Raw genomic sequence first — 22254 nt, 5'->3', positions numbered from 1 at the left:
TTAGGTCATCGGTTCACGGCAATGGCTTGGTTGTTCATGATGCGCGGAGTGAGGAAAACCAGCAACTCAGTCTTGTTGTCACGAACGATGTCACGACGGAAAAGACGTCCTAGGTAGGGTACATCCCCCAGGAACGGAACCTTCTCAACAGCTTTGGTTTGGGTGTTTTCGAAAACGCCACCGATGACGATTGTTTCACCATCAGAAACCAAAACCTTGGCGTTGACCTCATTTTTGTTGATTGGCGGAACACCGTTGACTGCTCGCTGGAAGTCAGGCGCGTCCTTGGTAACCTTCACGTCCATGATAATTCGATTATCTGGAGTGATCTGAGGGGTCACCTCAAGAGACAGTGCAGCCTCCTTAAATGATGTGGTGGTAGCCCCACTGGAGCTGGCTTCTTGATATGGAACCTCCTGCCCCTTGAGGATCTTGGCAGTTTCTTTATCTGCAGTAACTACCTTGGGCTGAGAAACAATTTCACCATTACCGGAGCTTTCCATGGCCGAAAGCTGCAGATCCAGAACGAGATTGTCCGTCAGGAAGCCAATACCGATACCCGAAGTGCTAGCTGCAACACCCATATCGACGAAAGGAACAGGAGCAACACCATCTTCCAAGGTGAAATCCCCTACGGTGTCAGAACCAGGCAAGTAGGCCTGTCCCTCGTCAAAGGAAGTTGCACCGTCCTTACCGTAAAGACTCCAATTGCCCCGACGACTCGCGCCCCCCCAGCGAACCCCCAGAGCCTTGTCGTAATTCACGTTCGCTTCAACGATGCGAGCCTCGATCATCACCTGACGCACAGGAATGTCTAACTGAGCGATGATGCGACGCAGTTCGTCAAGGCGCTCCTGAGTCTGATAGGCAATGATGCTGTTGGTGCGATCATCGACGGTGACAGAACCACGTACGTCCGCCGAACCATCAGCACTGGTTACCGACTGGAACAGCTTGGCCATATCAGCCGCCTTGGCATAGTTCACCTGAATCAGCTCGCGACGCAGCGGAGCGAGTTCGGCAATCTGCTTCTGCGACTCCAGCTCCTGGCGCTCACGAGCAGCGATTTCGTCCGCCGGCGCCACCAGCAGGACGTTACCAATCTGACGCTTATCCAGACCCTTGGTCTTCAACACCAGATCAAGTGCCTGATCCCAAGGCACATTCTGCAGACGCAGGGTAATGTTGCCGGCGACAGTGTCACTCGCCACCAGATTCAGATCGGTAAAATCGGCGATCAACTGCAGAACGGAACGTACATCAATATCCTGGAAGTTGAGCGACAGCTTCTCCCCGGTATAAGCGAAACGCTCCGCCTTACGGCGCTCAACATCGTCCTGACTGAGAGGCTTGACGCTCAAGGTCAGCTTGTTCTCGGTCTGATAGGCCAGGAAGTCATACAAACCGACCGGCTCGACCAGAATACTGGTTTTGTCAGCACTACCCGTGGCACTGACGAATTGCACGGGCGTTGCGAAATCTTTCACATCCAGACGCACACGCAAGGACTCAGGCAGCTCAGTCTTGGCAAAATCCAGACGAATCTTCCCACCCTGTTCCTGGATATCAGGGCTTATAGAGGCATCGGAAAGGGTAATGACAATATTACCCTCGCCCTGCTCGCCACGTTGGAAGTCGATATTGCTGATTGCTTTCGCCTGCGGCCCGTAGGTTTTCTTGGGCGGAACAGCCGCTACCGTCGCAGGCGCCGACGCAGAGGGTCGCGCTGCGGCTGCAGAGGCATCGCCAACCAGGACATACAGATCGTTACCCTCGACTCGCGTGCTGTATGGCGCCAGGTTGGTGAGGTTGACGATCAGACGGGTACGGTCCTTGGCTTCGACAATGGTGACGCTACGCGCATTGCCGACGCCCAGCTCACGATTCCTGGAGCCGAGCCTGTTCGATACCCCCGGCAGGTCCAGAGCAATACGCGCAGGCTGCTCGATGGTATAGCCGCGAGGAGCCGTTACTGGCTCATCGAAGGACAGCTTCAGCTCAACTCGATCACCGGGCAAGCTGGCGACATTCAAATCCTGGAGATTGGCCGCCAATACCGCGGGCGACAGCAGCGCCGCCAACAGGGCGACGCTAAGACGCGAAAGAGAGCTGTTCATTTTCGTATCCCGTGTGGCAGACAGATTATTTATATTCATTTTTCACCCCGCCCCCTCAGGAGCGCTCCTTCAAGGAAAGGCTGCGTGGTCGCTCAAGCCAGCCACCTTCGCCATCTGGAACAATTTCCATAACATCGATCTTGGAGTCATCGATCACGAGAATCTTGCCGTGGTTACGCCCCAGATAGTCGCCAACTTTTACACGATGAACACCACCCGCGCCGTTAACCAGAGCGAATAACTGGCGATCATTCCTCAGCGTGCCAACCATCTCGAATGTTTCAATATTGAAACCCTCGAGGAATTGCTTGACACGACTTTCATCCGGTTTGATCTCCGGCGCCCCCTTCTGCCGAGTGACGACATCGATTTTAACCGGAGGCTGAAAGGGGCTACGCAAGGACGCAGCACGGTAGGTGAAGCTTTCGTAGGGTTGAAACGTCGGCAGCGGCTCAATAGCGCCTTTAGGCTTTGCGCGTACTTCATCCATATAGGTGCGCAGGTCGGAAAAATCACTACCGACACCGCACCCGGCCAAGAAAACGAAACCTGTCACCAGAACCAAACGAGAGAAACTCATTGTTGAGCCCCCTTATCATTGTAGCGATAGGTCTTGGCCATGATCTGCATGTTCAGGCGGCTGGAGTTTTCAGCACTGGCGGGCGCCAGCTGGAAATCATGCAAGGTGACGATACGCGGCAGACTAGCGACACCGCTTACGAAAGTAGCAAGGTCGTGATAGCTACCGGTGACTTTGATCTGAATCGGCAGCTCGATATAGAACTGCTGAGCCACTTCCGGCAACAGCTTGATCTCTTCGAATTCCAAGCCACTGCCCAAGCCGGTACGAGTGATATCCTCCAGCAACCCAGGAACCTCGGTGTCGCTTGGCAGTTGACGTAAAAGAGCGCCAAAGGAAACTTCCATTTCCTGCATCTGCTCTTTGTAAGCTTCCAGATTCGCAGCCTGAAATGCTTTGCTGGAAAACTGTTCCTTCAGCGTCACTTCTTCTCGCTGACGCTGCTCCAACATGCTTTGCATATCTTTGAGGTGGAAGTTGTAACCCAACACCAGAACGATAATAAGCAGCAGGAGGCCAGCAATGAATTTAACCGCGCCAGGCCACGACCCAACATTGTTCAAATCAAGTTCATTGATATCAATGCTGCGCAGGCTGTCCAAGGAATTCTTGATACTCATTTAGCCGCCTCCGCCTTTTCTTGATCAGGCTGTGTCTGCTGGACAGTCAGCTGAAACACATTCGCCTGATCCAAAGCCCCCGCTGTGACAGCTTTGACTTCGGTCAGATTGGGCGCGGCCAACCACTCCGAACCATCCAAGTTACGCATCAGATTCGAGACGCGGTTATTCGACTCCGCCGCACCAATGATGGCAATGCTCTTACCCGTCATTTTCACACTGGTAAAATACACACCGTCCGGAAGCGTTCTCACCAACTGGTCGAACACACGACCGATGATTGGTCGATTGCCCTGCAGGTCCTGGATGATCTTCATGCGCTCCAACAATTGCTGGCGACGCGTTCTCAGCTCACTGATTTCCTTGATACGCGCATCGAGAACTGCGATCTCCTTCTTTATGAAGTCATTTCGCGCATTCTGGTTACTGATCGCCGAACTGAGAAATTGATCACCCAGAAAGACCAAGCCAGCAGCCACAACGAGGACACCGACCAGGCTTACCAAAAACCGCTGTTTGCGCTCCTCGCGCAGCTGTTCACGCCAGGGAAGTAAGTTAATCCGCGCCATCAGTCGAAACTCCTCATCGCCAGACCACAGGCAATCATCAGTGCCGGCGCATCACTGGCCAGCGCACCGGCATTGACCTTGCTGCTCAGCGCCATATCGGCAAAGGGATTGGCCACTAACGTCTGCGTACCGATCTTTTGCTGAATCAGACGATCGAGGTCAGGAATGGACGCGGTACCACCAGCCAGGAGGATGTAGTCGACATCATTGAATTGCCCGGCAGCGAAGAAGAACTGCAGCGAGCGCGAAACCTGCTGAACGACAGCTTCTTTGAACGGTTGCAAAACCTCACTGTCGTAGTCATCTGGAAGACCACCTTGTTTCTTGGCAAGACCAGCTTCCTCGACCGACAGGCCATAGCGGCGCTGGATTTCCTCGGTCAGTTGCTTGCCGCCGAAAAGCTGCTCGCGGGTGTAGATAGTGCGGCCGTTGTGCAGAACACTGAGCGTGGTCATCGTCGCGCCAATATCCACCACCGCGACGGTCAACTCATCGTGACCGCCACCCAACTGCGCCTCCAGCAAACCGTAAGCGCGCTCGAGGGCATAGGCCTCGACATCGACCACTTTCGCGGTAAGCCCGGCGAGCGCGAGGGCTGCTTCGCGGACCTCCACGTTTTCCTTGCGGCATGCGGCCAGCAGCACCTCAACCCGCTCGGGGTTACGCGGCGCCGGGCCCTGAACTTCGAAATCGATGGCGACTTCTTCCAGCGGGTAGGGGATGTATTGGTCAGCCTCGATCTTCAGCTGGTTTTCCAGGTCATCCTCGGAAAGGCCGGCTTCCATTTCGATGGTTTTGGTGATGACCGCCGAACCAGCCACAGCAACCGCGGCCGTCTTGACCCCGCTCTTGGCCTTGGCCAACACGCGCGAGAGCGCCTGACCGACCCCCTCCAGCTCGGCGATGTTCTTCTCTACCACTGCGTTAGGTGGAAGCGGCTCGACGGAATAAGCCTCTACCTTGTAGCGGCTTCCCGAGCGACTCAGTTCGAGGAGCTTGACCGAAGTCGAGCTGATATCGATCCCCAGCAGCGTATTCGCTTTCTTAGTGAAGAGCCCTAGCACGACCGTTTTCCTATTGGCATCCGCGACTTACGGACTATTTATGTTTTTCCACATTAAATATCAGTCTTGACAGAAGCGCAAATGGCTCCCCGGGAAAAAAAACGCTTATAATGTGATCAGCTTTTCCCTTTTTGCCTCGGCTCCTGCTTAACTCATTCTTTTACTTGGAATTCCGAACATTTTGATACGCCTGCTGAAGTTCTTCTGGTGGTCTTGCGTTGCCGTTTTTTGTGGGCTGTTGCTCAGTTTCAGCGGCGCGTTTCTTTATCTTAGCCCGACCCTTCCGTCCGTCGAGTCGCTGCGCCAGGTCCAGCTGCAGATTCCCCTGCGCGTCTACAGCAGCGATGCCAAGCTGATCGCCGAGTTCGGCGAGATGCGTCGCTCGCCCATTCGCTTCGACGAGATTCCCAAGGAATTCATCAGTGCCCTGCTGGCAGCAGAGGACGATAATTTCGCCAATCATTATGGCGTCGATGTGACCAGCCTGATGCGCGCTGCCACGCAATTATTGAAAAGCGGCCAAATTCAAAGCGGCGGCAGCACCATTACCATGCAGGTGGCGAAGAACTTCTTCCTCACCAGCGAGCGCAGCTTCTCGCGCAAGGCCACCGAAATTCTCCTGGCGCTGCAAATCGAGCGCGAGCTGAGCAAGGACGAGATCCTCGAGCTTTACGTCAACAAGATCTACCTCGGCCACCGCGCCTACGGCATCGAAGCTGCCGCACAGGTCTACTACGGCAAGTCGATCCGCGACCTCAACCTGGCACAGATGGCAATGATTGCCGGCCTGCCGAAAGCCCCCTCGCGCTACAACCCACTGGTCAACCCGACTCGCGCCAAGGAGCGCCGCGACTGGATTCTCGGCCGCCTGTATCGCCTGGGTCGCATCGACCAGGCCAGTTACGAGGAAGCGCTTGCCGAGGTGGTCGACGCACGCTATCACGTTCCCGCGCCAGAACTGAGCGCACCTTATATAGCCGAGATGGCGCGCGCCGAAATGGTCGGCCGTTATGGCAGCGAGGCCTATACGGAAGGCTTCAACGTCACCACCACCGTTCCCAGCAACCTGCAGGAAGTGGCCAATAGCGCGCTACGTGACGGACTGATTGCCTATGATCAGCGCCATGGCTACCGCGGCCCCGAGAGCCGCCTGCCAGGCATGACACGTGAAACCTGGCTCGCTGAACTGGGCAAGTTTCGCAGCATCGGCGGCCTGGAGCCGGCAGTGGTTACCCAGGTCGAGAAAAGCGGCATCCTGGTGCTGACCCGCAACGGCGAAGAGCAGGCCGTGGCCTGGGACAGCATGAAGTGGGCGCGCCCCTTCCTCAATACCAACAGCCTTGGCCCACGCCCGCAGCAGCCCGGCGATGTCGCCCAAGTTGGCGATATCGTGCGCGTGCAACGCCAGGAAGATGGCAGCCTGCTTTTCGCCCAAGTCCCTGCGGCACAGAGCGCACTGGTTTCCCTCGATCCATACAGCGGCGCCATTCAATCATTGGTCGGCGGATTCTCGTTCGACCAGAGCAACTACAACCGCGCAGTGCAGGCCAAACGCCAGCCAGGCTCGAGCTTCAAGCCCTTCATTTATAGTGCGGCACTGGACAGTGGCTACACCGCTGCGACGCTGGTCAACGATGCGCCGATCATCCTCTCCGATGACTACCTGTCGCAGAAATGGCGACCGAAGAACGACAACAACACCTTCCTCGGCCCGATTCGTATGCGCGAAGCGCTGTACAAGTCGCGCAACCTGGTTTCCATCCGCCTGCTGCAGGACATGGGCATCGACCGCAGCCTGCGCTATATCGAGCGCTTCGGCTTCGCCCCGCAGGACCTGCCACGCAACCTGTCGCTCGCCCTCGGCACTGCCAGCCTGACACCGATGGAAATCGCCGAGGGCTGGGCCACCTTCGCCAATGGCGGATACAAGATCGAGCCCTACCTGATCGAACGCATCGATGACCGCAACGGCAAGCCTCTGTTCCGCGCCAACCCGGCGCGCGTCCCAGGCAGCGAGCCGACCGAGGAGAATGCCAACCTGACGGTTAACGCGGCCGACGATCTGCCCCTGGAAGAGCCCAAGGTAGCCGAGCAGATCATCGACGAGCGCACGGCCTACATCATGACCAGCATGCTGCAGGATGTGATCAAACGCGGTACCGGTCGCCGCGCCCTTGCACTGGGTCGTAACGACCTGGCGGGCAAGACCGGTACCACTAACGAGTCCAAGGACAGCTGGTTCTCCGGCTACAACGCCGACTACGTAACCACTGTCTGGGCCGGCTTCGATCAACCGGAAAGTCTCGGTCGCCACGAGTATGGCGGCACCGTCGCACTACCCATCTGGATGGGCTACATGGGCGCGGTACTCAAGGACCGCCCCAACCATCTGCCCAAAGAACCCAAGGGCCTGCTGACGCTGCGCGTCGACCCGGTCAGTGGCCGCGCTGCCGCACCGGGTACGCCGGACGCCTACTTCGAGCTGTTCAAAAGCGAAGACTCGCCACCACCGATGAGTGAGTTCGAGCCCGGCATGGGCGCTCCTGGCAGCCCGCTACCGGCCGATGAAATGGCGCCGATCGACCTTTTCTGATCGGCATCTTGCCGACGCGCCACGCGAGTAAAAGCTCGTATCCGAGAGAACGCGACAGACAACAAAAAACCCGCCTAGGCGGGTTTTTTGTTTGTGCATTCAGCCGGCTTAGCCGTTGAACACATCATCCACCGAGGTCAGCGGATAGTGCTTCGGATACGGCAGAGTCGCCACACCAGACTCGATGGCAGCTTTGGCCACGGCATCGCAAACCACAGTGATCAGGCGCTGATCCATCGGCTTCGGAATGATGTACTCACGACCGAACGACAGCTCGATACCACCGTAGGCGTCGCAGACATCCTGCGGCACCGGCAGCTTGGCCAGGTCACGCAGTGCCAGCGCTGCAGCGATCTTCATTTCTTCGTTGATGCGGGTGGCACGAACGTCCAGAGCACCACGGAAGATGAAGGGGAAGCCCAGCACGTTGTTGACCTGGTTCGGGTAGTCGGAACGACCGGTGGCCATGATCACGTCGCTGCGGGTCTCGTGCGCCAGCTCCGGCTTGATTTCCGGGTCCGGGTTGGAACAGGCGAAGACGATCGGGTTGGCCGCCATGCGCTTGAGGTCTTCCGGGCTCAGCAGGTTGGCACCGGACAGGCCGACGAACACGTCAGCACCGTCGAGCGCATCGGACAGCGTGCGCTTGTCGGTCTCGGTGGCGAACACGGCCTTGTACTGGTTGAGGTCGTCGCGACCGGCATGGATCACGCCCTTGCGGTCGATCATGAAGATGTTCTCGACCTTGGCACCCATGCTCACCAGCAGTTTCATGCAGGAGATGGCGGCGGCACCGGCGCCCAGGCAGACGATCTTCGCCTCTTCCAAGGTCTTGCCAGCGATTTCCAGCGCATTGAGCATACCGGCAGCGGTCACGATGGCGGTGCCATGCTGATCATCGTGGAAGACCGGGATGTCACACTGTTCGATCAGTGCGCGCTCGATCTCGAAGCACTCGGGGGCCTTGATATCTTCCAAGTTGATGCCGCCGAAGGTGATGGAGATGCGTTTTACGGTGTCGATGAAGGCCTGCGGGCTTTCCGAATCGACTTCGATATCGAACACGTCGATACCGGCGAAACGCTTGAACAGTACACCTTTACCTTCCATCACTGGCTTGGAAGCCAGTGGGCCGAGGTTACCCAGACCGAGGATGGCGGTACCGTCGGAAATCACGGCTACCAGATTGCCTTTACCGGTGTAACGGTAGGCCAGCTCGGCATCACGCGCGATTTCGCGAACCGGCTCGGCGACACCCGGGCTATAGGCCAGCGACAGGTCGCGGGCGGTAGCAGTGGCTTTGGTCAACTCGACACTCAGCTTACCGGGACGGGGCTGGGCGTGATATTCGAGAGCGGCAGTTTTTAGATCTGACATAGTGGCATTTCCGCTTTTGTTGGCTGTTGAACGGGCAGGCGGCCGAGGATACGCAAGTTGTATACACCTGCACAAGACCGTTCGGTCGCGATTGAAGCGCCGCACTAGCGCAGCGTTTTCAGCCACTCGCCAGGGCGCGGCTCACCGCTTGGATAGAGCCCGTTGAGCAGACGCAACTGGGCCTCGCCATCAGCTGGCAGCGGCGAGTCCTTGGCCAGAGTGGACAAGCTTTGCCCCGCTTTGGCCCGCACCAAGTGCAGGCGCACCGGCTCGGCCAGCTTGCGTTCGGCCGCCTTCAGCGGCCGGTAACTACGGATGACCTCGAGGAAACGCTGGTCCTCGGTTTCCAGCGAAGCGCGCCCCTTCACCGCCGCCACGAAGAGGTACGCACTGTCGCCGCGATAGATCACCGCCACGCGACGCGCCGACTGCCCCTGCAACACCGCCGTATAGCCTTGCAGCGCCCCCAGACGCAGCTCCTCACCCGCGACCAGTCGCTGATTGCCAACGCGCCGGCGCAGATACTCGGCGGGCGAAAGCTGCTTGTCCGCTGCCTCCAGCGTCATGGCGATAAAAGCTTGCTCATCCTGGGTATGGCCGATAAGTACATCGGGACGATTGACCAGTTGCCAGCCCTGCGGATAGGTCAGAGTGAAGTCCAGTTCGCCGTGATAGAAATGGCGTCCGCGGCGAATGCCACTGGCCGCCGAATCGCCGAACACCAGGCCGTCGAGCATCTGCAGAAACTTGTCACGCCCCACTTCCTGGTTGCCACCCACCAGCGCACTCGCCGGGCCGATCACCTCTTGCAAACGACGGTCATTATCCGGGTGCGTGTCGAACAAACCGTGGTAACCACCCGCCGCTGGCGCCTCTCCACGCTTGGCCGCCTGCTCGCGGGCGAAATCCTCCTGCCCCTTGAGCACCTTGACCACTTCGATCATCGCCTGCGGATCGTAGCCACCACGCGCCAGATATTGCGCGCCGAGGCCATCGGCCTCCAACTCCATGTCGCGGCCGTAGCCGCGCACGAAAGCATTGCCCATCACGCTGGTCAGATCGCCCAGCGCGCCGACACCGGTACCGATGGCGGCGGCCTGGCCGAGCAAGCCCCAGGCCGTGGACTGACTCTGCTGGCGCACGCTATGACGCGCCGTCACATGGCCGACCTCGTGCCCCAGCACTGCAGCCAGCTCTGCCTCGGAGTTGAGGTAGGCGAGCAGGCCACGATGGATATAGATGTAGCCACCCGGCAACGCGAAGGCGTTGACGTCCGGACTGTCCACCAGAGTGAAGACGTAGTTGAGCTGATTGCGATGACTGCTGCGCGCTACCCGCTCGCCAACGCGCTGGATATAAGCCTGCAGCTTGGCATCCTCGTAGCGCGGGTATTGCTTGAGGATTTCCTGGTTATAACGCGCACCGAGCTCCAACTCCTGGCGTTCGCTCATCATCACGAAATCGTTGCGACCCGTTGCAGGATTGACCGCACAGCCCGCCAACCAGCCGCAGATAAGACACAGCGTCAATGCACGAATCATGGCAACACCTCCAGCATCGCCGAATGGGTAAGCGGCAGCATCCAGCGCGCCTGCCCGGATTTCAAGCCGCCGCGACTCTGGCGATCGATGACCCAGCCACGCGCCTCCACCTGTCGCCCCTTGAGTTTCTGCAAGGCACGCACGTCGAACTCACCCATCAGTTCCGGCGCCACGCGCAGTACCCGACTGCCATCGAGATCAATCCAGAGGCCGCCGCGGTTGCGCTGCACATTGGTGACCCGCCCACCGAGCAAGGCGAAGCCACCACTGCGTATCTGGCCAGCCGTCCTCACCTGCTCGTCACGCCACACGCCAAGCCGCTTGCTGCGCGCCTGGCGCTCGGCCTGCGCCTGACAGGTCACCAGCGCGCTGTTGGGCGCCACCGCCACCATGAAGCCGAGGCCTTCGCCCAGCAGTTGCGCCTCGAGATTACGCCCCCGGCGGTCAAAGAGGTGGGCCAGGGTACGGCCGTAACGATCCTTGCGCTGCTCACCGTAGAGCAGACCGACACGTCCATCACTGGCATCGACCAGCGCCTGCAGACGACGCTTGGCCTGCACGGCGAAGGGCTCGTCACTGCGCCCCTTGCGCCCCAGTTCGGGCGTGTTGATGCCGATCAGGCGAATGCTGCGCCCATCGGCCAGGCGCACGGTGTCGCCATCGACCACCTGGCGCACGGCAACCTGAGGCAGATCTGCGCGTAACGGGCAGAAGGCCTGAGCCAGATCGACGCAAAGCAGAGAAATGAAAAAGGCGCCCACCAGGGACGCCTTTTTCAGTATCACGGAGTGGCGCATGCCAGATTCCGTTTTCGTTCGGTCGCTTACTTGGCGCCGAATACGCCGAAGCGCTGCTTGAAGCGATCGATACGGCCGCCGGTGTCCAGCACTTTCTGCTTACCGGTGTAGAACGGGTGGCACTCGGAACAAACGTCGAGGCTCAGGTTCTTGCCCAGGGTGGAGCGGGTCTTGATCACGTTACCGCAGGAGCAGGTAGCGTCGATTTCGACGTAGTTCGGATGGATATCGGCTTTCATCGTGCTTTCCTCAGGGTAGTCGTGCCGCCACCCGACCAATGTCAGGCACCGCACAGAAATAGGCCGCGCATCTTACCAGACGCGTGAGTCGATGCAAGCCGCGCAAGGCGCCGGTCGTCGCGTGCTAAGATCGCCGGCCTGTCAAAGGAGCTACTGGCTTGCCCGACCTGATCCTGCGCCTTGCCCTGCCCTCGCCGCTGCGCCGCCTGTTCGACTACCTCGCCCCCGTCGGCCTGTCGCGCAGTGCCTTGCAGCCAGGCGTACGCCTGCGCGTGCCCTTCGGCCGGCGCGAGATGATCGGCGTGCTGGTTGAGGTCGACAGCCAGAGCGAGGTCCCGACGGACAAGCTCAAGCCCGCCCTGGAGCTGCTCGACACCCGCCCACCGCTACCGGCGTCGCTGTTCAAGCTGTGCCTGTGGACAGCGCAGTACTACCAGCACAGCCTCGGCGACACCCTGAGCTGGGCGTTGCCGGTACTGCTGCGTCAGGGCGAGCCAGCCGAAACCCGCCAGGAGCGTTACTGGCTGGCCAGCAAAGGCGCCAGCGTCGACGACCCACGCCTTGCCCGCGCGCCACGCCAACGCGACGCGCTCAAGGCGCTGGCGCAACACCCTCATGGCGTGGCCCACAGCCTGCTCAGCCAACTGCAACTCAATCGCGACAGCCTGCAGCTGCTGCATGAAAAGGGACTGGTGCGGGTCGAGGTGCGCCGCACCCAGCCGCATGCCAAGCCCGCGCACTGGCTGGCGCAACCGGAACTGCCACTGAACGCCGAACAACGCGCCGCCGTCAACGCAGTGGCGTCGGGCTGGGATCAGTTCAATGCCTTCCTGCTCGCGGGCGTCACCGGCAGCGGCAAGACCGAGGTCTACCTCCAGCTGATCCACCAATGCCTGGAGGCCGGCAAGCAGGCGCTGGTGCTGATCCCCGAGATCAACCTAGGCCCGCAAACCTTCGACCGCTTCGCCCGCCGCTTCAACGCACGCATCGCCCTTCTGCATTCGGCAGTGAACGACCGCGAGCGTCTGGACGCCTGGTTGGCGGCGCGCGATGGTGAGGCCGACATCATCATCGGCACCCGCTCGGCACTGTTCACGCCAATGAAGAACCCTGGACTGATCATCGTCGACGAAGAACACGACGCCTCTTATAAACAGCAGGAAGGCCTGCGCTACCACGCCCGCGACCTGGCTCTGGTACGAGCCCGCCAGGAAGACGTGCCGATCGTGCTCGGTTCCGCCACGCCCTCACTGGAAAGCCTGCACAACGCCTACAGCGGCCGTTACGCTCTGCTCAAGCTGACCCAGCGCGCCGGCGGTGCCAGCCAGCCGCGCTTCCTGCGCCTGGATGTGAAAAGCCGGCCGCTGGACTCGGGCATCTCCGGCCCAATGCAACAGGCCATCGCCCAGACCCTGGCAGCGGGTCAGCAGGTGCTGGTGTTTCTCAACCGCCGCGGTTTCGCCCCGACCCTGCTCTGCCACGATTGCGGCTGGCTATCCGAGTGCCCGCGTTGCGATGCACGGATGACCGTGCACCAGCGCTATCAGGAACTGCGCTGTCATCACTGCGGCCACGTCGAGCGGCAGCCGAGCAACTGCCCGAAATGCCAGCACGTCGACCTGCGTCCGGTCGGCGCAGGCACCGAGCGGGCCGAAGAACGCCTGGCAGTGCTCTTCCCCGACTACCCGGTGCTGCGCATCGACCGCGACAGCACCTCGCGCAAGGGCGCCATGGATCGCCTGTTCGCCACCATCAACAAGGGCGAGCCGTGCATTCTGGTCGGCACGCAGATGCTCGCCAAGGGTCACCATTTCCCGAGGGTGACGCTGGTATCGATTCTCGATGCCGACGGCGGCCTGTTCTCGGCGGATTTTCGCGCCAGCGAGCGCATGGCGCAGCTGATCGTGCAGGTCGCTGGCCGTGCTGGGCGTGCCGAGGAGCCGGGCAAGGTGATCATCCAGAGCCACCTGGCCGACCACCCGCTGCTGGTGCAACTGACCGAGCAGGGCTACTTCGCCTTCGCCGAACAGGCGCTGAGCGAACGGCGCAGTGCCGGTCTGCCACCGTTCTGCCACCTGGCGTTGCTGCGCGCCGAAGCGCACAAGCCCGGCCAGGCAGAAGGTTTTCTCGATGAGGCCTGCGGTGAGGCGGAGCATTTGCTGGGTGAACTGGGATTGACCGGCATCGAACTGCTCGGCCCGGTGCCCGCGCCGATGGAGCGCCGCGCCGGGCGCTTCCGTGCGCAACTGCTGGTGCAGGGCAACGCTCGCGCACCGCTACACCGCCTGCTAAACCATTGGCTGCACGCGCTTGAGCAAATGCCCAGCGGCCGTGCGGTACGCTGGTCGCTGGACGTAGACCCGATCGATCTGTTCTGAGGCGACGCGCTGTAACAGGGTGATGCCTGCTTGTGGCTTGCAGCTTGCCGCTGCTCTTATAATGCGCAGTTTTCGACCAAAGCCCCAAGGCAACCCGAGCCGAACATGAAAGACAGCATTCGCCACCTGATCCAGCAAGCCCTCGACCGCCTGACCGCCGAAGGCGTGCTGCCTGCGGGCCTGACGCCGGCCATCCAGGTGGAGAACACCAAGGACAAGAGCCACGGCGACTTCGCCAGCAACATCGCCATGATGCTGGCCAAACCGGCCGGCATGAAGCCGCGCGACCTGGCCGAGAAGCTGATCGCTGCCCTGCCGGCCGACGAACAAGTCACCAAGGTGGAAATCGCCGGCCCGGGCTTTCTCAACTTCTTCCAGAACAGCGATGCCCTGGCCCAGCGCCTGGAAGCAGCGCTGGCCGATGCCAAGCTCGGCGTACGCAAGAACGGCGCAGCGCAGCGCGTGGTAGTCGACCTGTCTGCGCCCAACCTGGCCAAGGAAATGCACGTTGGCCACCTGCGCTCGACCATCATCGGTGACGGTGTGGCGCGCGTGCTGGAGTTCCTCGGTGACAGCGTGATTCGCCAGAACCACGTCGGCGACTGGGGCACCCAGTTCGGCATGCTGCTGGCCTACATGCAGGAAAACCCGGCGGCCGCCGAAAGCGAGCTGGCCGACCTGGAAGGTTTCTACCGCGCCGCCAAGAAACGCTTCGACGACTCCAGCGAGTTCGCCGACCGCGCCCGCGAGCTGGTGGTCCAGTTGCAGGCCGGCGACGCCGAGTGCCTGCGCCTGTGGCACCGCTTCAACGACATCTCTCTGTCGCACTGCCAGGCGCTATACGACCGCCTCGGGGTCAAGCTGAGCATGGCCGACGTCAAAGGCGAGAGCGCCTACAACGACGACCTGCCGAAAGTGGTTGCCGAGTTGGCCGCCAAGGGTCTACTGACCGAAGACAACGGCGCGCAGTGCGTATTCATGGACGAGTTCAAGAATGCCGAAGGCAACCCGCTACCGCTGATCGTACAGAAGGCCGGCGGCGGCTACCTGTATGCCACCACCGACCTGGCCGCCACCCGCTACCGCGCCGGCACGCTCAAGGCCGACCGCGTGCTGTACTTCGTCGACCAGCGCCAGGCCCTGCACTTCCAGATGGTCTTCGCCTGCGCGCGCCTGGCAGGCTTCGTCCCGGCCAGCATGGAAATGGAACACATGGGCTTCGGCACCATGAACGGTCCAGACGGTCGCCCGTTCAAGACCCGCGACGGCGGCACCGTGAAACTGGTGCAACTGCTCGACGAAGCCGAACAGCGCGCCTACAGCCTGGTCAAGGACAAGAACCCGGACCTCGGCGAAGACGAACTGCGCAAAATTGCACGCGTGGTCGGCATCGCCTCGGTGAAATACGCCGACCTGTCCAAGCACCGCACCAGCGACTACAGCTTCAACTTCGACCTGATGCTGAGCTTCGAGGGCAATACCGCACCCTACCTGCTGTACGCCTACACCCGCGTGGCTGGTGTGTTCCGCAAGCTGGGCAAGGGCGTGGACGAGATCGGCGGGCAAATCACCCTGGTTGCCGATCAGGAGCAAGCCCTGGCCGCCAAGCTGGCACAATTCAACGAGCTGCTCGCCAACGTCGCCGACAAGGGCACGCCGCATATCCTTTGTGCCTACCTGTATGACCTCGCAGGTCTGTTCTCCAGCTTCTATGAGAATTGCCCGATCCTGAGTGCCGAGGACGAAGCCACCCGCGACAGCCGTCTGCGTCTGGCCGCCCTCACCGGCCGCACTCTCAAGCAGGGCCTGGAGCTGCTCGGCCTGGAAACCCTGGAGCGGATGTAAATGGCAGCGCGCAAGAAACCGGCACCGAAACGTGGCGCCAGTCGCTACCAAGCCCCGGCGAAAAAGCCCGTACCAGGATGGATCTGGCTGGCCTGCGGCCTGGTGGTCGGTGGTTTCTTCATGTTCCTGTTCAGCCTCGAACCGGGCCGTGACGAGATCAAGCGCGACAAGGGCGAGCAGGTCCGCAGTACCAAACCGGAGCCGACGCAACCCGAGCCGTCCAGACCCAAGTACGATTTCTACACCCTGCTGCCGGAGTCGGAAGTGATCCTGCCGCAGGCACTGGAAGAAACGCCGCCCCCCGTGCCCGAACAGAAACCGGTCACCCCGGAAGAGGCTGCGAAGATCGACACCGCTCGCGCCGAAGCTGCGCTCAACGGCCAGGTGCCGCCGCCTGCGCCGCCGGTACTGGCCAGCGCGCCCGTCACCACGCAGTTCTTCCTCCAGGCAGGCTCGTTCCGCAAGCGTGACGATGCCGATACCGTGCGTGCGCAGATCATCCTGCTCGGCCAGAACGTACGCGTGGAAACTGGCAAGGTGCGCGACGAGACCTGGCACCGTGTCCTGGTCGGCCCCTTCGCCAGTCGCGAGCAACTCGCGGCCGCGCAGAAGACCCTCGCTGGCAACGGCTACAGCAATCTGCTGTTACAGCAGCGCCAGGTCCGCTGATCGCCGTTTGATCCGCCGCCGGTTGAAAATCTGCGGCGGGCACCCCATCTGAGTTTCCATCAGGGCAAGTTCGCCCCGCAGCGTGGAGATTCACCCTTGACCACCATCGTTTCAGTGCGCCGCCACGGCAAGGTCGTGATGGCTGGCGACGGCCAGGTTTCCCTCGGCAACACCGTCATGAAGGGCAATGCCAAGAAGGTACGCCGCCTCTACCACGGCCAGGTGCTGGCCGGCTTCGCCGGTGCCACTGCCGATGCTTTTACCCTGTTCGAGCGCTTCGAAGGCCAGCTCGAGAAACATCAAGGCCACCTGGTACGCGCCGCCGTCGAGCTGGCCAAGGACTGGCGTACCGACCGCAGCCTGAGCCGCCTGGAGGCCATGCTGGCCGTCGCCAACAAGGATGCCTCCCTGATCATCACCGGCAACGGCGACGTGGTCGAACCCGAGGAAGGCCTGATCGCCATGGGCTCCGGCGGCAACTTCGCTCAGGCTGCCGCGCGCGCCTTGCTGATGAAGACCGACTTGTCTGCCTTGGAAGTGGCGCAAACCGCCTTGGGCATCGCCGGCGACATCTGCGTGTTCACCAACCATCATCAGACCATCGAGGAACTGGACGCTGCCGAGTAGCGTCCACTGCCTCAGAACCTGTTCCCGATGCCGACGAACAGGCGCTCACAGTTTCCCGATAGCGAGCCAGATTCCATGTCCATGACGCCCCGCGAGATCGTCCACGAACTCAACCGCCACATCATCGGCCAGGACGACGCCAAACGCGCCGTCGCCATCGCCCTGCGCAACCGCTGGCGGCGCATGCAGCTGCCGGCCGAACTGCGCCAGGAAGTGACGCCGAAGAACATCCTGATGATCGGCCCGACCGGTGTCGGCAAGACCGAGATCGCCCGTCGCCTGGCCAAGCTGGCCAACGCGCCGTTCCTCAAGGTCGAGGCGACCAAGTTCACCGAGGTCGGCTACGTCGGCCGCGACGTCGAGTCGATCATCCGCGACCTGGCCGATGCCGCCGTGAAGATGCTGCGCGAACAGGAGATCACCAAGGTCCGTCACCGTGCCGAAGATGCCGCCGAAGAGCGCATCCTCGACGCGCTGCTGCCACCTGCACGCCAGGGTTTCGGTGATGAGCCTGCGCGCAGCGAGGATTCCAATACCCGTCAGCTGTTCCGCAAGCGCCTGCGCGAAGGTCAGTTGAACGACAAGGAAATCGATATCGAAGTGGCCGACTCACCCATGGGCGTCGAGATCATGACCCCGCCGGGCATGGAGGAGATGACCAACCAGCTGCAGAACCTGTTCTCCAGCATGGGCAAGGGCAAGAAGAAGAGCCGCAAGCTCAAGGTCGCCGATGCCCTCAAGCTGGTGCGCGACGAGGAAGCCGCGCGCCTGGTCAACGAGGAAGAACTCAAGGCCCGCGCACTGGAAGCGGTCGAGCAGCACGGCATCGTCTTCATCGACGAGATCGACAAGGTGGCCAAGCGCGGCAACACCGGCGGCGCCGATGTTTCTCGCGAGGGTGTGCAGCGCGACCTGCTGCCGCTGATCGAGGGCTGCACGGTCAACACCAAGCTGGGCATGGTCAAGACCGACCATATCCTGTTCATCGCCTCGGGCGCTTTCCACCTGAGCAAGCCGAGCGACCTGGTGCCCGAGCTGCAGGGTCGTCTGCCGATTCGCGTCGAGCTCAAGGCGCTGAGCCCGCAGGACTTCGAGCGCATCCTCAGCGAGCCGCACGCTTCGCTTACCGAACAGTACAGTGCGCTGCTGCAGACCGAGGGTTTGAGCATCGAATTCGCCGAAGACGGCATCAAGCGTCTCGCCGAAATCGCCTGGCAGGTCAACGAGAAGACCGAGAACATTGGTGCCCGCCGCCTGCACACCCTGCTCGAACGCCTGCTGGAGGAAGTCTCCTTCAGTGCCGGTGATCTGGCTGGCCAGCAGAACGGCGAACCGATTCGCATCGACGCAACCTACGTCAACGGCCACCTCGGCGAGCTGGCGCAGGACGAAGACCTGTCGCGCTATATCCTGTAACAGGCCGTTGAAAAACGTAGGCGAGGCAGCCAGTGCAAGGCAAAAACAGGCGAAAAAGCGGAGTTTACGAGCTGTAAATGAGCATTTTGAGCCTGTTTTTAACGCAGCAATGGCAACGTAGGTAGTTTTTCAACAGCCTGGTAAATCCAGGCGCACGATTCTGTCGCCGGTGACCGGCGCCATTCTGTAGGAGCGGATTTATCCGCGAACTTCGCGGCTGAAGCGTAATGCCGCCCAGCCGCTCCTACAGGACAGTGCAAGCACCCAAAAAGATCACGGAAATCAGCCATGCCCATCCCCAACGCGATCAAACTGCACAAGGCCTCGAAAACCCTGGAGCTGCGTTATGGTGAGCAGAGCTATCGGCTCAGTGCCGAGTTTCTGCGCGTGCATTCGCCCTCGGCCGAAGTGCAGGGGCATGGCAAGCCGATCCTGCAGACCGGCAAACTCAACGTCGGTCTCGAGCGCATCGAACCGGCTGGCAACTACGCACTGAAACTGTGCTTCGACGATGGCCACGACAGCGGCCTGTTCACCTGGGAATACCTGTACGAACTGGCCACACGCCAGGACGCGCTGTGGACCGACTACCTGGCCGAACTCAGCGCTGCTGGAAAATCTCGCGACCCCAGCGAGTCGGTCGTCCGCCTGATGCTCTGAGCGGCTGCAAAAGCCTCGACGCAGAGCGCTCGCGCCCATCACATAGAGTCACGTTAGCGACAGTTAGAGCGCGTTTTCTAATCTATCGCGGCATACTCCTGCCCCACTGACCAGCTTGCTTAACTTCAAAAACTCGGGTAACCAAGGAACTGGCAGGTTCCCTGCATTTGGCTGTGCCAGATGCAACGAAAGATGCGGACTCGATCCGCCCCCGGTTAACCCGAGCAGTACCAGACCCTGTGTCGCCGCGCGCCCCCACAGGCCGGTATTCGTCTCAGGACAATGGAGCGTCGTAGATGAGTGATAAGAATAACGATGACCTGAAACGCCAGGCCTCGGAAAACACCCTGGGGCTCAACCCAGTGATTGGCATCCGCGGCAAGGATCTCCTGACATCTGCCCGCATGGTGCTCACCCAGGCACTCAAGCAACCCTTCCACAGCGCCAAGCATGTCGCCCATTTCGGCCTCGAACTGAAGAACGTAATGCTCGGCCAGTCAGCGCTCAAGCCTGAAGACGGCGACCGCCGCTTCGCCGACCCGGCCTGGAGCCAAAACCCGCTGTATCGCCGCTACCTGCAGACCTACCTGGCCTGGCGCAAGGAGCTGCACGACTGGATTGAGCACAGCTCGCTGTCCGAGCAGGACGCCAGTCGCGGCCACTTCGTGATCAACCTGATGACCGAAGCCATGGCACCAAGCAACAGCATGGCCAACCCGGCCGCGGTCAAACGCTTCTTCGAAACCGGCGGCAAAAGCCTGCTCGACGGTCTCTCGCACCTGGCCAAGGACATGGTGCACAACGGCGGCATGCCCAGCCAGGTGAACATGGAGGCCTTCGAGGTCGGCAAGAACCTGGCCACCACCGACGGCGCCGTGGTCTTTCGCAATGACGTGCTGGAGCTGATCCAGTACAAGCCGATCACCGAGAGCGTGCACGAACGCCCGCTGCTGGTGGTGCCGCCGCAGATCAACAAGTTCTACGTCTTCGACCTGTCGCCAGACAAGAGCCTGGCGCGTTTCCTCCTGCGCAGCCAGGTGCAGACCTTCGTGGTCAGTTGGCGCAACCCGACCAAGGCGCAGCGCGAGTGGGGCCTGTCCACCTACATCGAGGCGCTCAAGGAAGCCATCGACGTCATCTGCGCCATCACCGGCAGCAAGGACGTCAACATGCTCGGCGCCTGCTCTGGCGGCCTGACCACCGCCTCCCTGCTCGGCCATTACGCCGCTCTCGGCCAGCAGAAGGTCAACGCCCTGACCCTGCTGGTCAGCGTGCTCGATACTCAACTCGACACCCAGGTGGCGCTGTTCGCCGACGAGAAAACCCTGGAAGCGGCCAAGCGCCGTTCCTACCAGGCCGGCGTGCTGGAAGGCAGCGACATGGCCAAGGTGTTCGCCTGGATGCGCCCCAACGACCTGATCTGGAACTACTGGGTCAACAACTACCTGCTCGGCAACGAGCCACCGGTGTTCGATATTCTCTACTGGAACAACGACACCACACGCCTGCCAGCCGCCCTGCACGGCGAGTTCATCGAGATGTTCCAGACCAACCCGCTGACCCGTCCGGGCGCGCTGGAAGTCTGCGGCACACCGATCGACCTCAAGCAGGTCACCTGCGACTTCTTCGTCGTCGCCGGCACCACCGACCACATCACGCCGTGGGACTCCTGCTACAAGTCGGCTCACCTGTTCGGCGGCAAGTGCGAGTTCGTGCTATCCAACAGTGGCCACATCCAGAGCATCCTCAACCCACCGGGCAACCCCAAGGCGCGCTACATGACCAACAGCGAGATGCCGCTGGACCCGAAGGCCTGGCAGGAAAGCTCGACCAAGCACGCCGACTCCTGGTGGCTGCACTGGCAGACCTGGCTGGCCGAGCGCTCAGGCAAGACCAAGAACGCGTCCACCACACTGGGCAACAAGAAATTCCCGGCCGGCGAAGCCGCCCCGGGCACCTACGTACACGAACGTTGATGCGGCGCCTCTGGCGCCACACTGCCCGCGGCACTGGGAAGTGCCGCACGTCACGACGGCCTGGCCGGGAGTGACGAACCAGGATTGCCCTGGTCATTCTGGAAGCGGCCAGGATCGTCGCCTCCAGCGCTTAACTCCATAGGGGCTGCGCCCATGCCGCAACCATTCGTATTCCGCACCATCGACCTCGATGGGCAGACCATCCGCACCGCGGTGCGGCCGGGCAATAGCCAGTTGGTGCCGCTGCTGATCTTCAATGGCATCGGCGCCAACCTGGAGCTGGTGATGCCCTTCGTCGCCGCCCTGGACCCAGAGTTGGAAATCATCGCCTTCGACGTTCCTGGCGTTGGTGGCTCATCGACCCCGGCCACGCCCTACCGGTTTCCCGGTCTGGCCAAGCTGGCGGCGCGCATGCTGGACTATCTCGACTACGGTCAGGTCAATGCCATCGGCGTGTCCTGGGGCGGCGCACTCGCGCAGCAGTTCGCCCATGACTACCCCGAGCGCTGCAAGAAGCTGATCCTCGCCGCCACCTCGGCGGGCGCCGTGATGGTTCCGGGCAAGCCCAAGGTGCTTTGGCGCATGGCCAGCCCGCGGCGCTACGTGCAGCCGTCCTACGGCGTACGCATCGCTCCGGACATCTACGGCGGCGCCTTCCGCCGCGATCCCAAGCTGGCCATGGCGCATGCCAGCAAGGTGCGTTCGGGCGGCAAGATGGGCTACTACTGGCAGCTGTTCGCCGGCCTCGGCTGGACCAGCATTCACTGGCTGCACAAGATCCGCCAACCGACGCTGGTGATGGCCGGCGACGACGACCCGCTGATCCCACTGATCAACATGCGCCTGCTGGCCTGGCGCATTCCCAACGCCGAACTGCACGTGATCGACGACGGCCACCTGTTCCTGGTGACCCGCGCCGAGGCGGTGGCACCGATCATCATGAAGTTTCTCGAAGAGGAACGGCACCGCGCGGTGATGCACCCGCAGCCAACACCCGTGCGCCAGCATTGACCCGCACCAGCTTAGTGCGCAATGTAGGGCATGCGCGACGAAGGGGCCGATAACGGCCCCTTCGATTTTCGACGCGGCGCTCTGGAATGCACTTCCCGCGCGCCTGGTACAGGGCTTGCTGCACAGGTTGCACAAGCACAAGGCGCGCGTCAGGCAGTCCGCGCCATGAAAGTCT

Annotated in this window: 18 protein-coding genes; 9 read left to right on the top strand and 9 right to left on the bottom strand. The window is 61.3% G+C overall.

Annotated elements, in window-relative coordinates; genetic code table 11:
* Window positions 1-5: 5 nt before the first annotated feature.
* The 5 genes from pilQ to CXP40_RS10955 are packed head-to-tail and all read right to left on the bottom strand — an operon-like array spanning window position 6 to window position 4950.
* Entirely contained in the window at window positions 6-2117 is a 2112-nt protein-coding gene (pilQ, locus tag CXP40_RS10975) for a type IV pilus secretin PilQ (protein WP_106733728.1), read from the bottom strand.
* Between the two features lie 55 nt (window positions 2118-2172).
* The gene (gene pilP, locus CXP40_RS10970) at window positions 2173-2697 is read right to left on the bottom strand and encodes a type 4a pilus biogenesis lipoprotein PilP (RefSeq protein WP_099522787.1); all 525 of its coding nucleotides are present in this window, start codon (window positions 2695-2697) and stop codon (window positions 2173-2175) included.
* Window positions 2694-3317, bottom strand: a complete 624-nt coding sequence (pilO, locus tag CXP40_RS10965) for a type 4a pilus biogenesis protein PilO (RefSeq protein WP_106733727.1) — start codon at window positions 3315-3317, stop codon at window positions 2694-2696. The genes pilP and pilO overlap by 4 nt, the downstream gene beginning before the upstream one ends.
* The gene (gene pilN / locus CXP40_RS10960; RefSeq protein ID WP_099522789.1) at window positions 3314-3886 is read right to left on the bottom strand and encodes a type 4a pilus biogenesis protein PilN; all 573 of its coding nucleotides are present in this window, start codon (window positions 3884-3886) and stop codon (window positions 3314-3316) included. The genes pilO and pilN overlap by 4 nt, the downstream gene beginning before the upstream one ends.
* Window positions 3886-4950 (bottom strand): pilus assembly protein PilM, encoded by a 1065-nt coding sequence (locus tag CXP40_RS10955; protein ID WP_017678539.1) that lies wholly within the window; start codon window positions 4948-4950, stop codon window positions 3886-3888. Before CXP40_RS10955 ends, pilN begins: the two co-directional genes overlap by 1 nt.
* Before the next feature lie 184 nt (window positions 4951-5134).
* Between CXP40_RS10955 and CXP40_RS10950 the strand changes: the two genes are divergently transcribed.
* Window positions 5135-7543, top strand: a complete 2409-nt coding sequence (locus tag CXP40_RS10950; RefSeq protein ID WP_371916950.1) for a penicillin-binding protein 1A — start codon at window positions 5135-5137, stop codon at window positions 7541-7543.
* Window positions 7544-7651: 108 nt separating this feature from the next.
* Here the strand turns inward: CXP40_RS10950 and CXP40_RS10945 are convergent, their stop codons facing one another.
* The 4 genes from CXP40_RS10945 to rpmE form a co-directional block, all read right to left on the bottom strand.
* Complete coding sequence (locus CXP40_RS10945) at window positions 7652-8920, bottom strand: malic enzyme-like NAD(P)-binding protein (RefSeq protein WP_106733725.1); 1269 nt, start codon at window positions 8918-8920, stop codon at window positions 7652-7654.
* A gap of 104 nt (window positions 8921-9024) precedes the next feature.
* Window positions 9025-10461, bottom strand: a complete 1437-nt coding sequence (locus tag CXP40_RS10940) for a M48 family metalloprotease (RefSeq protein ID WP_106733724.1) — start codon at window positions 10459-10461, stop codon at window positions 9025-9027.
* Window positions 10458-11258, bottom strand: a complete 801-nt coding sequence (locus CXP40_RS10935; RefSeq protein ID WP_106733723.1) for a thermonuclease family protein — start codon at window positions 11256-11258, stop codon at window positions 10458-10460. Before CXP40_RS10935 ends, CXP40_RS10940 begins: the two co-directional genes overlap by 4 nt.
* Window positions 11259-11284: 26 nt before the next feature.
* Entirely contained in the window at window positions 11285-11497 is a 213-nt protein-coding gene (gene rpmE, locus CXP40_RS10930) for a 50S ribosomal protein L31 (protein WP_003459015.1), read from the bottom strand.
* Between the two features lie 158 nt (window positions 11498-11655).
* Here rpmE and CXP40_RS10925 point away from each other — a divergent pair, with 158 nt between their 5' ends.
* The 8 genes from CXP40_RS10925 (at window position 11656) to phaZ (ending at window position 22079) form a co-directional block, all read left to right on the top strand.
* A complete protein-coding gene (locus tag CXP40_RS10925; RefSeq protein WP_106733722.1) occupies window positions 11656-13875 on the top strand; it encodes a primosomal protein N' in 2220 nt (739 codons plus the stop codon).
* A gap of 105 nt (window positions 13876-13980) precedes the next feature.
* A complete protein-coding gene (gene argS, locus CXP40_RS10920) occupies window positions 13981-15720 on the top strand; it encodes an arginine--tRNA ligase (RefSeq protein WP_106733721.1) in 1740 nt (579 codons plus the stop codon).
* Window positions 15721-16389 carry an SPOR domain-containing protein gene (locus tag CXP40_RS10915; RefSeq protein WP_106733720.1) on the top strand — a complete coding sequence of 223 codons (669 nt, stop codon included), beginning with the start codon at window positions 15721-15723 and terminating at the stop codon, window positions 16387-16389.
* Window positions 16390-16485: 96 nt separating this feature from the next.
* The gene (gene hslV, locus CXP40_RS10910) at window positions 16486-17016 is read left to right on the top strand and encodes an ATP-dependent protease subunit HslV (protein WP_004372920.1); all 531 of its coding nucleotides are present in this window, start codon (window positions 16486-16488) and stop codon (window positions 17014-17016) included.
* A 75-nt stretch (window positions 17017-17091) separates the two neighbouring features.
* The gene (hslU, locus tag CXP40_RS10905) at window positions 17092-18432 is read left to right on the top strand and encodes an HslU--HslV peptidase ATPase subunit (RefSeq protein ID WP_099522797.1); all 1341 of its coding nucleotides are present in this window, start codon (window positions 17092-17094) and stop codon (window positions 18430-18432) included.
* 288 nt (window positions 18433-18720) lie between these two features.
* Window positions 18721-19092 carry a gamma-butyrobetaine hydroxylase-like domain-containing protein gene (locus CXP40_RS10900; protein WP_106733719.1) on the top strand — a complete coding sequence of 124 codons (372 nt, stop codon included), beginning with the start codon at window positions 18721-18723 and terminating at the stop codon, window positions 19090-19092.
* A gap of 296 nt (window positions 19093-19388) precedes the next feature.
* Entirely contained in the window at window positions 19389-21068 is a 1680-nt protein-coding gene (gene phaC / locus CXP40_RS10895; protein WP_106733718.1) for a class II poly(R)-hydroxyalkanoic acid synthase, read from the top strand.
* A 153-nt stretch (window positions 21069-21221) separates the two neighbouring features.
* A complete protein-coding gene (phaZ, locus tag CXP40_RS10890; protein ID WP_017678527.1) occupies window positions 21222-22079 on the top strand; it encodes a poly(3-hydroxyalkanoate) depolymerase in 858 nt (285 codons plus the stop codon).
* Window positions 22080-22254: the final 175 nt, after the last annotated feature.

Source organism: Pseudomonas sp. YY-1 (genome assembly GCF_002843095.1).
In the GTDB taxonomy this organism is placed as follows: domain Bacteria; phylum Pseudomonadota; class Gammaproteobacteria; order Pseudomonadales; family Pseudomonadaceae; genus Aquipseudomonas; species Aquipseudomonas sediminis_A.
This window is presented reverse-complemented; position numbering and strand designations above follow the sequence as displayed.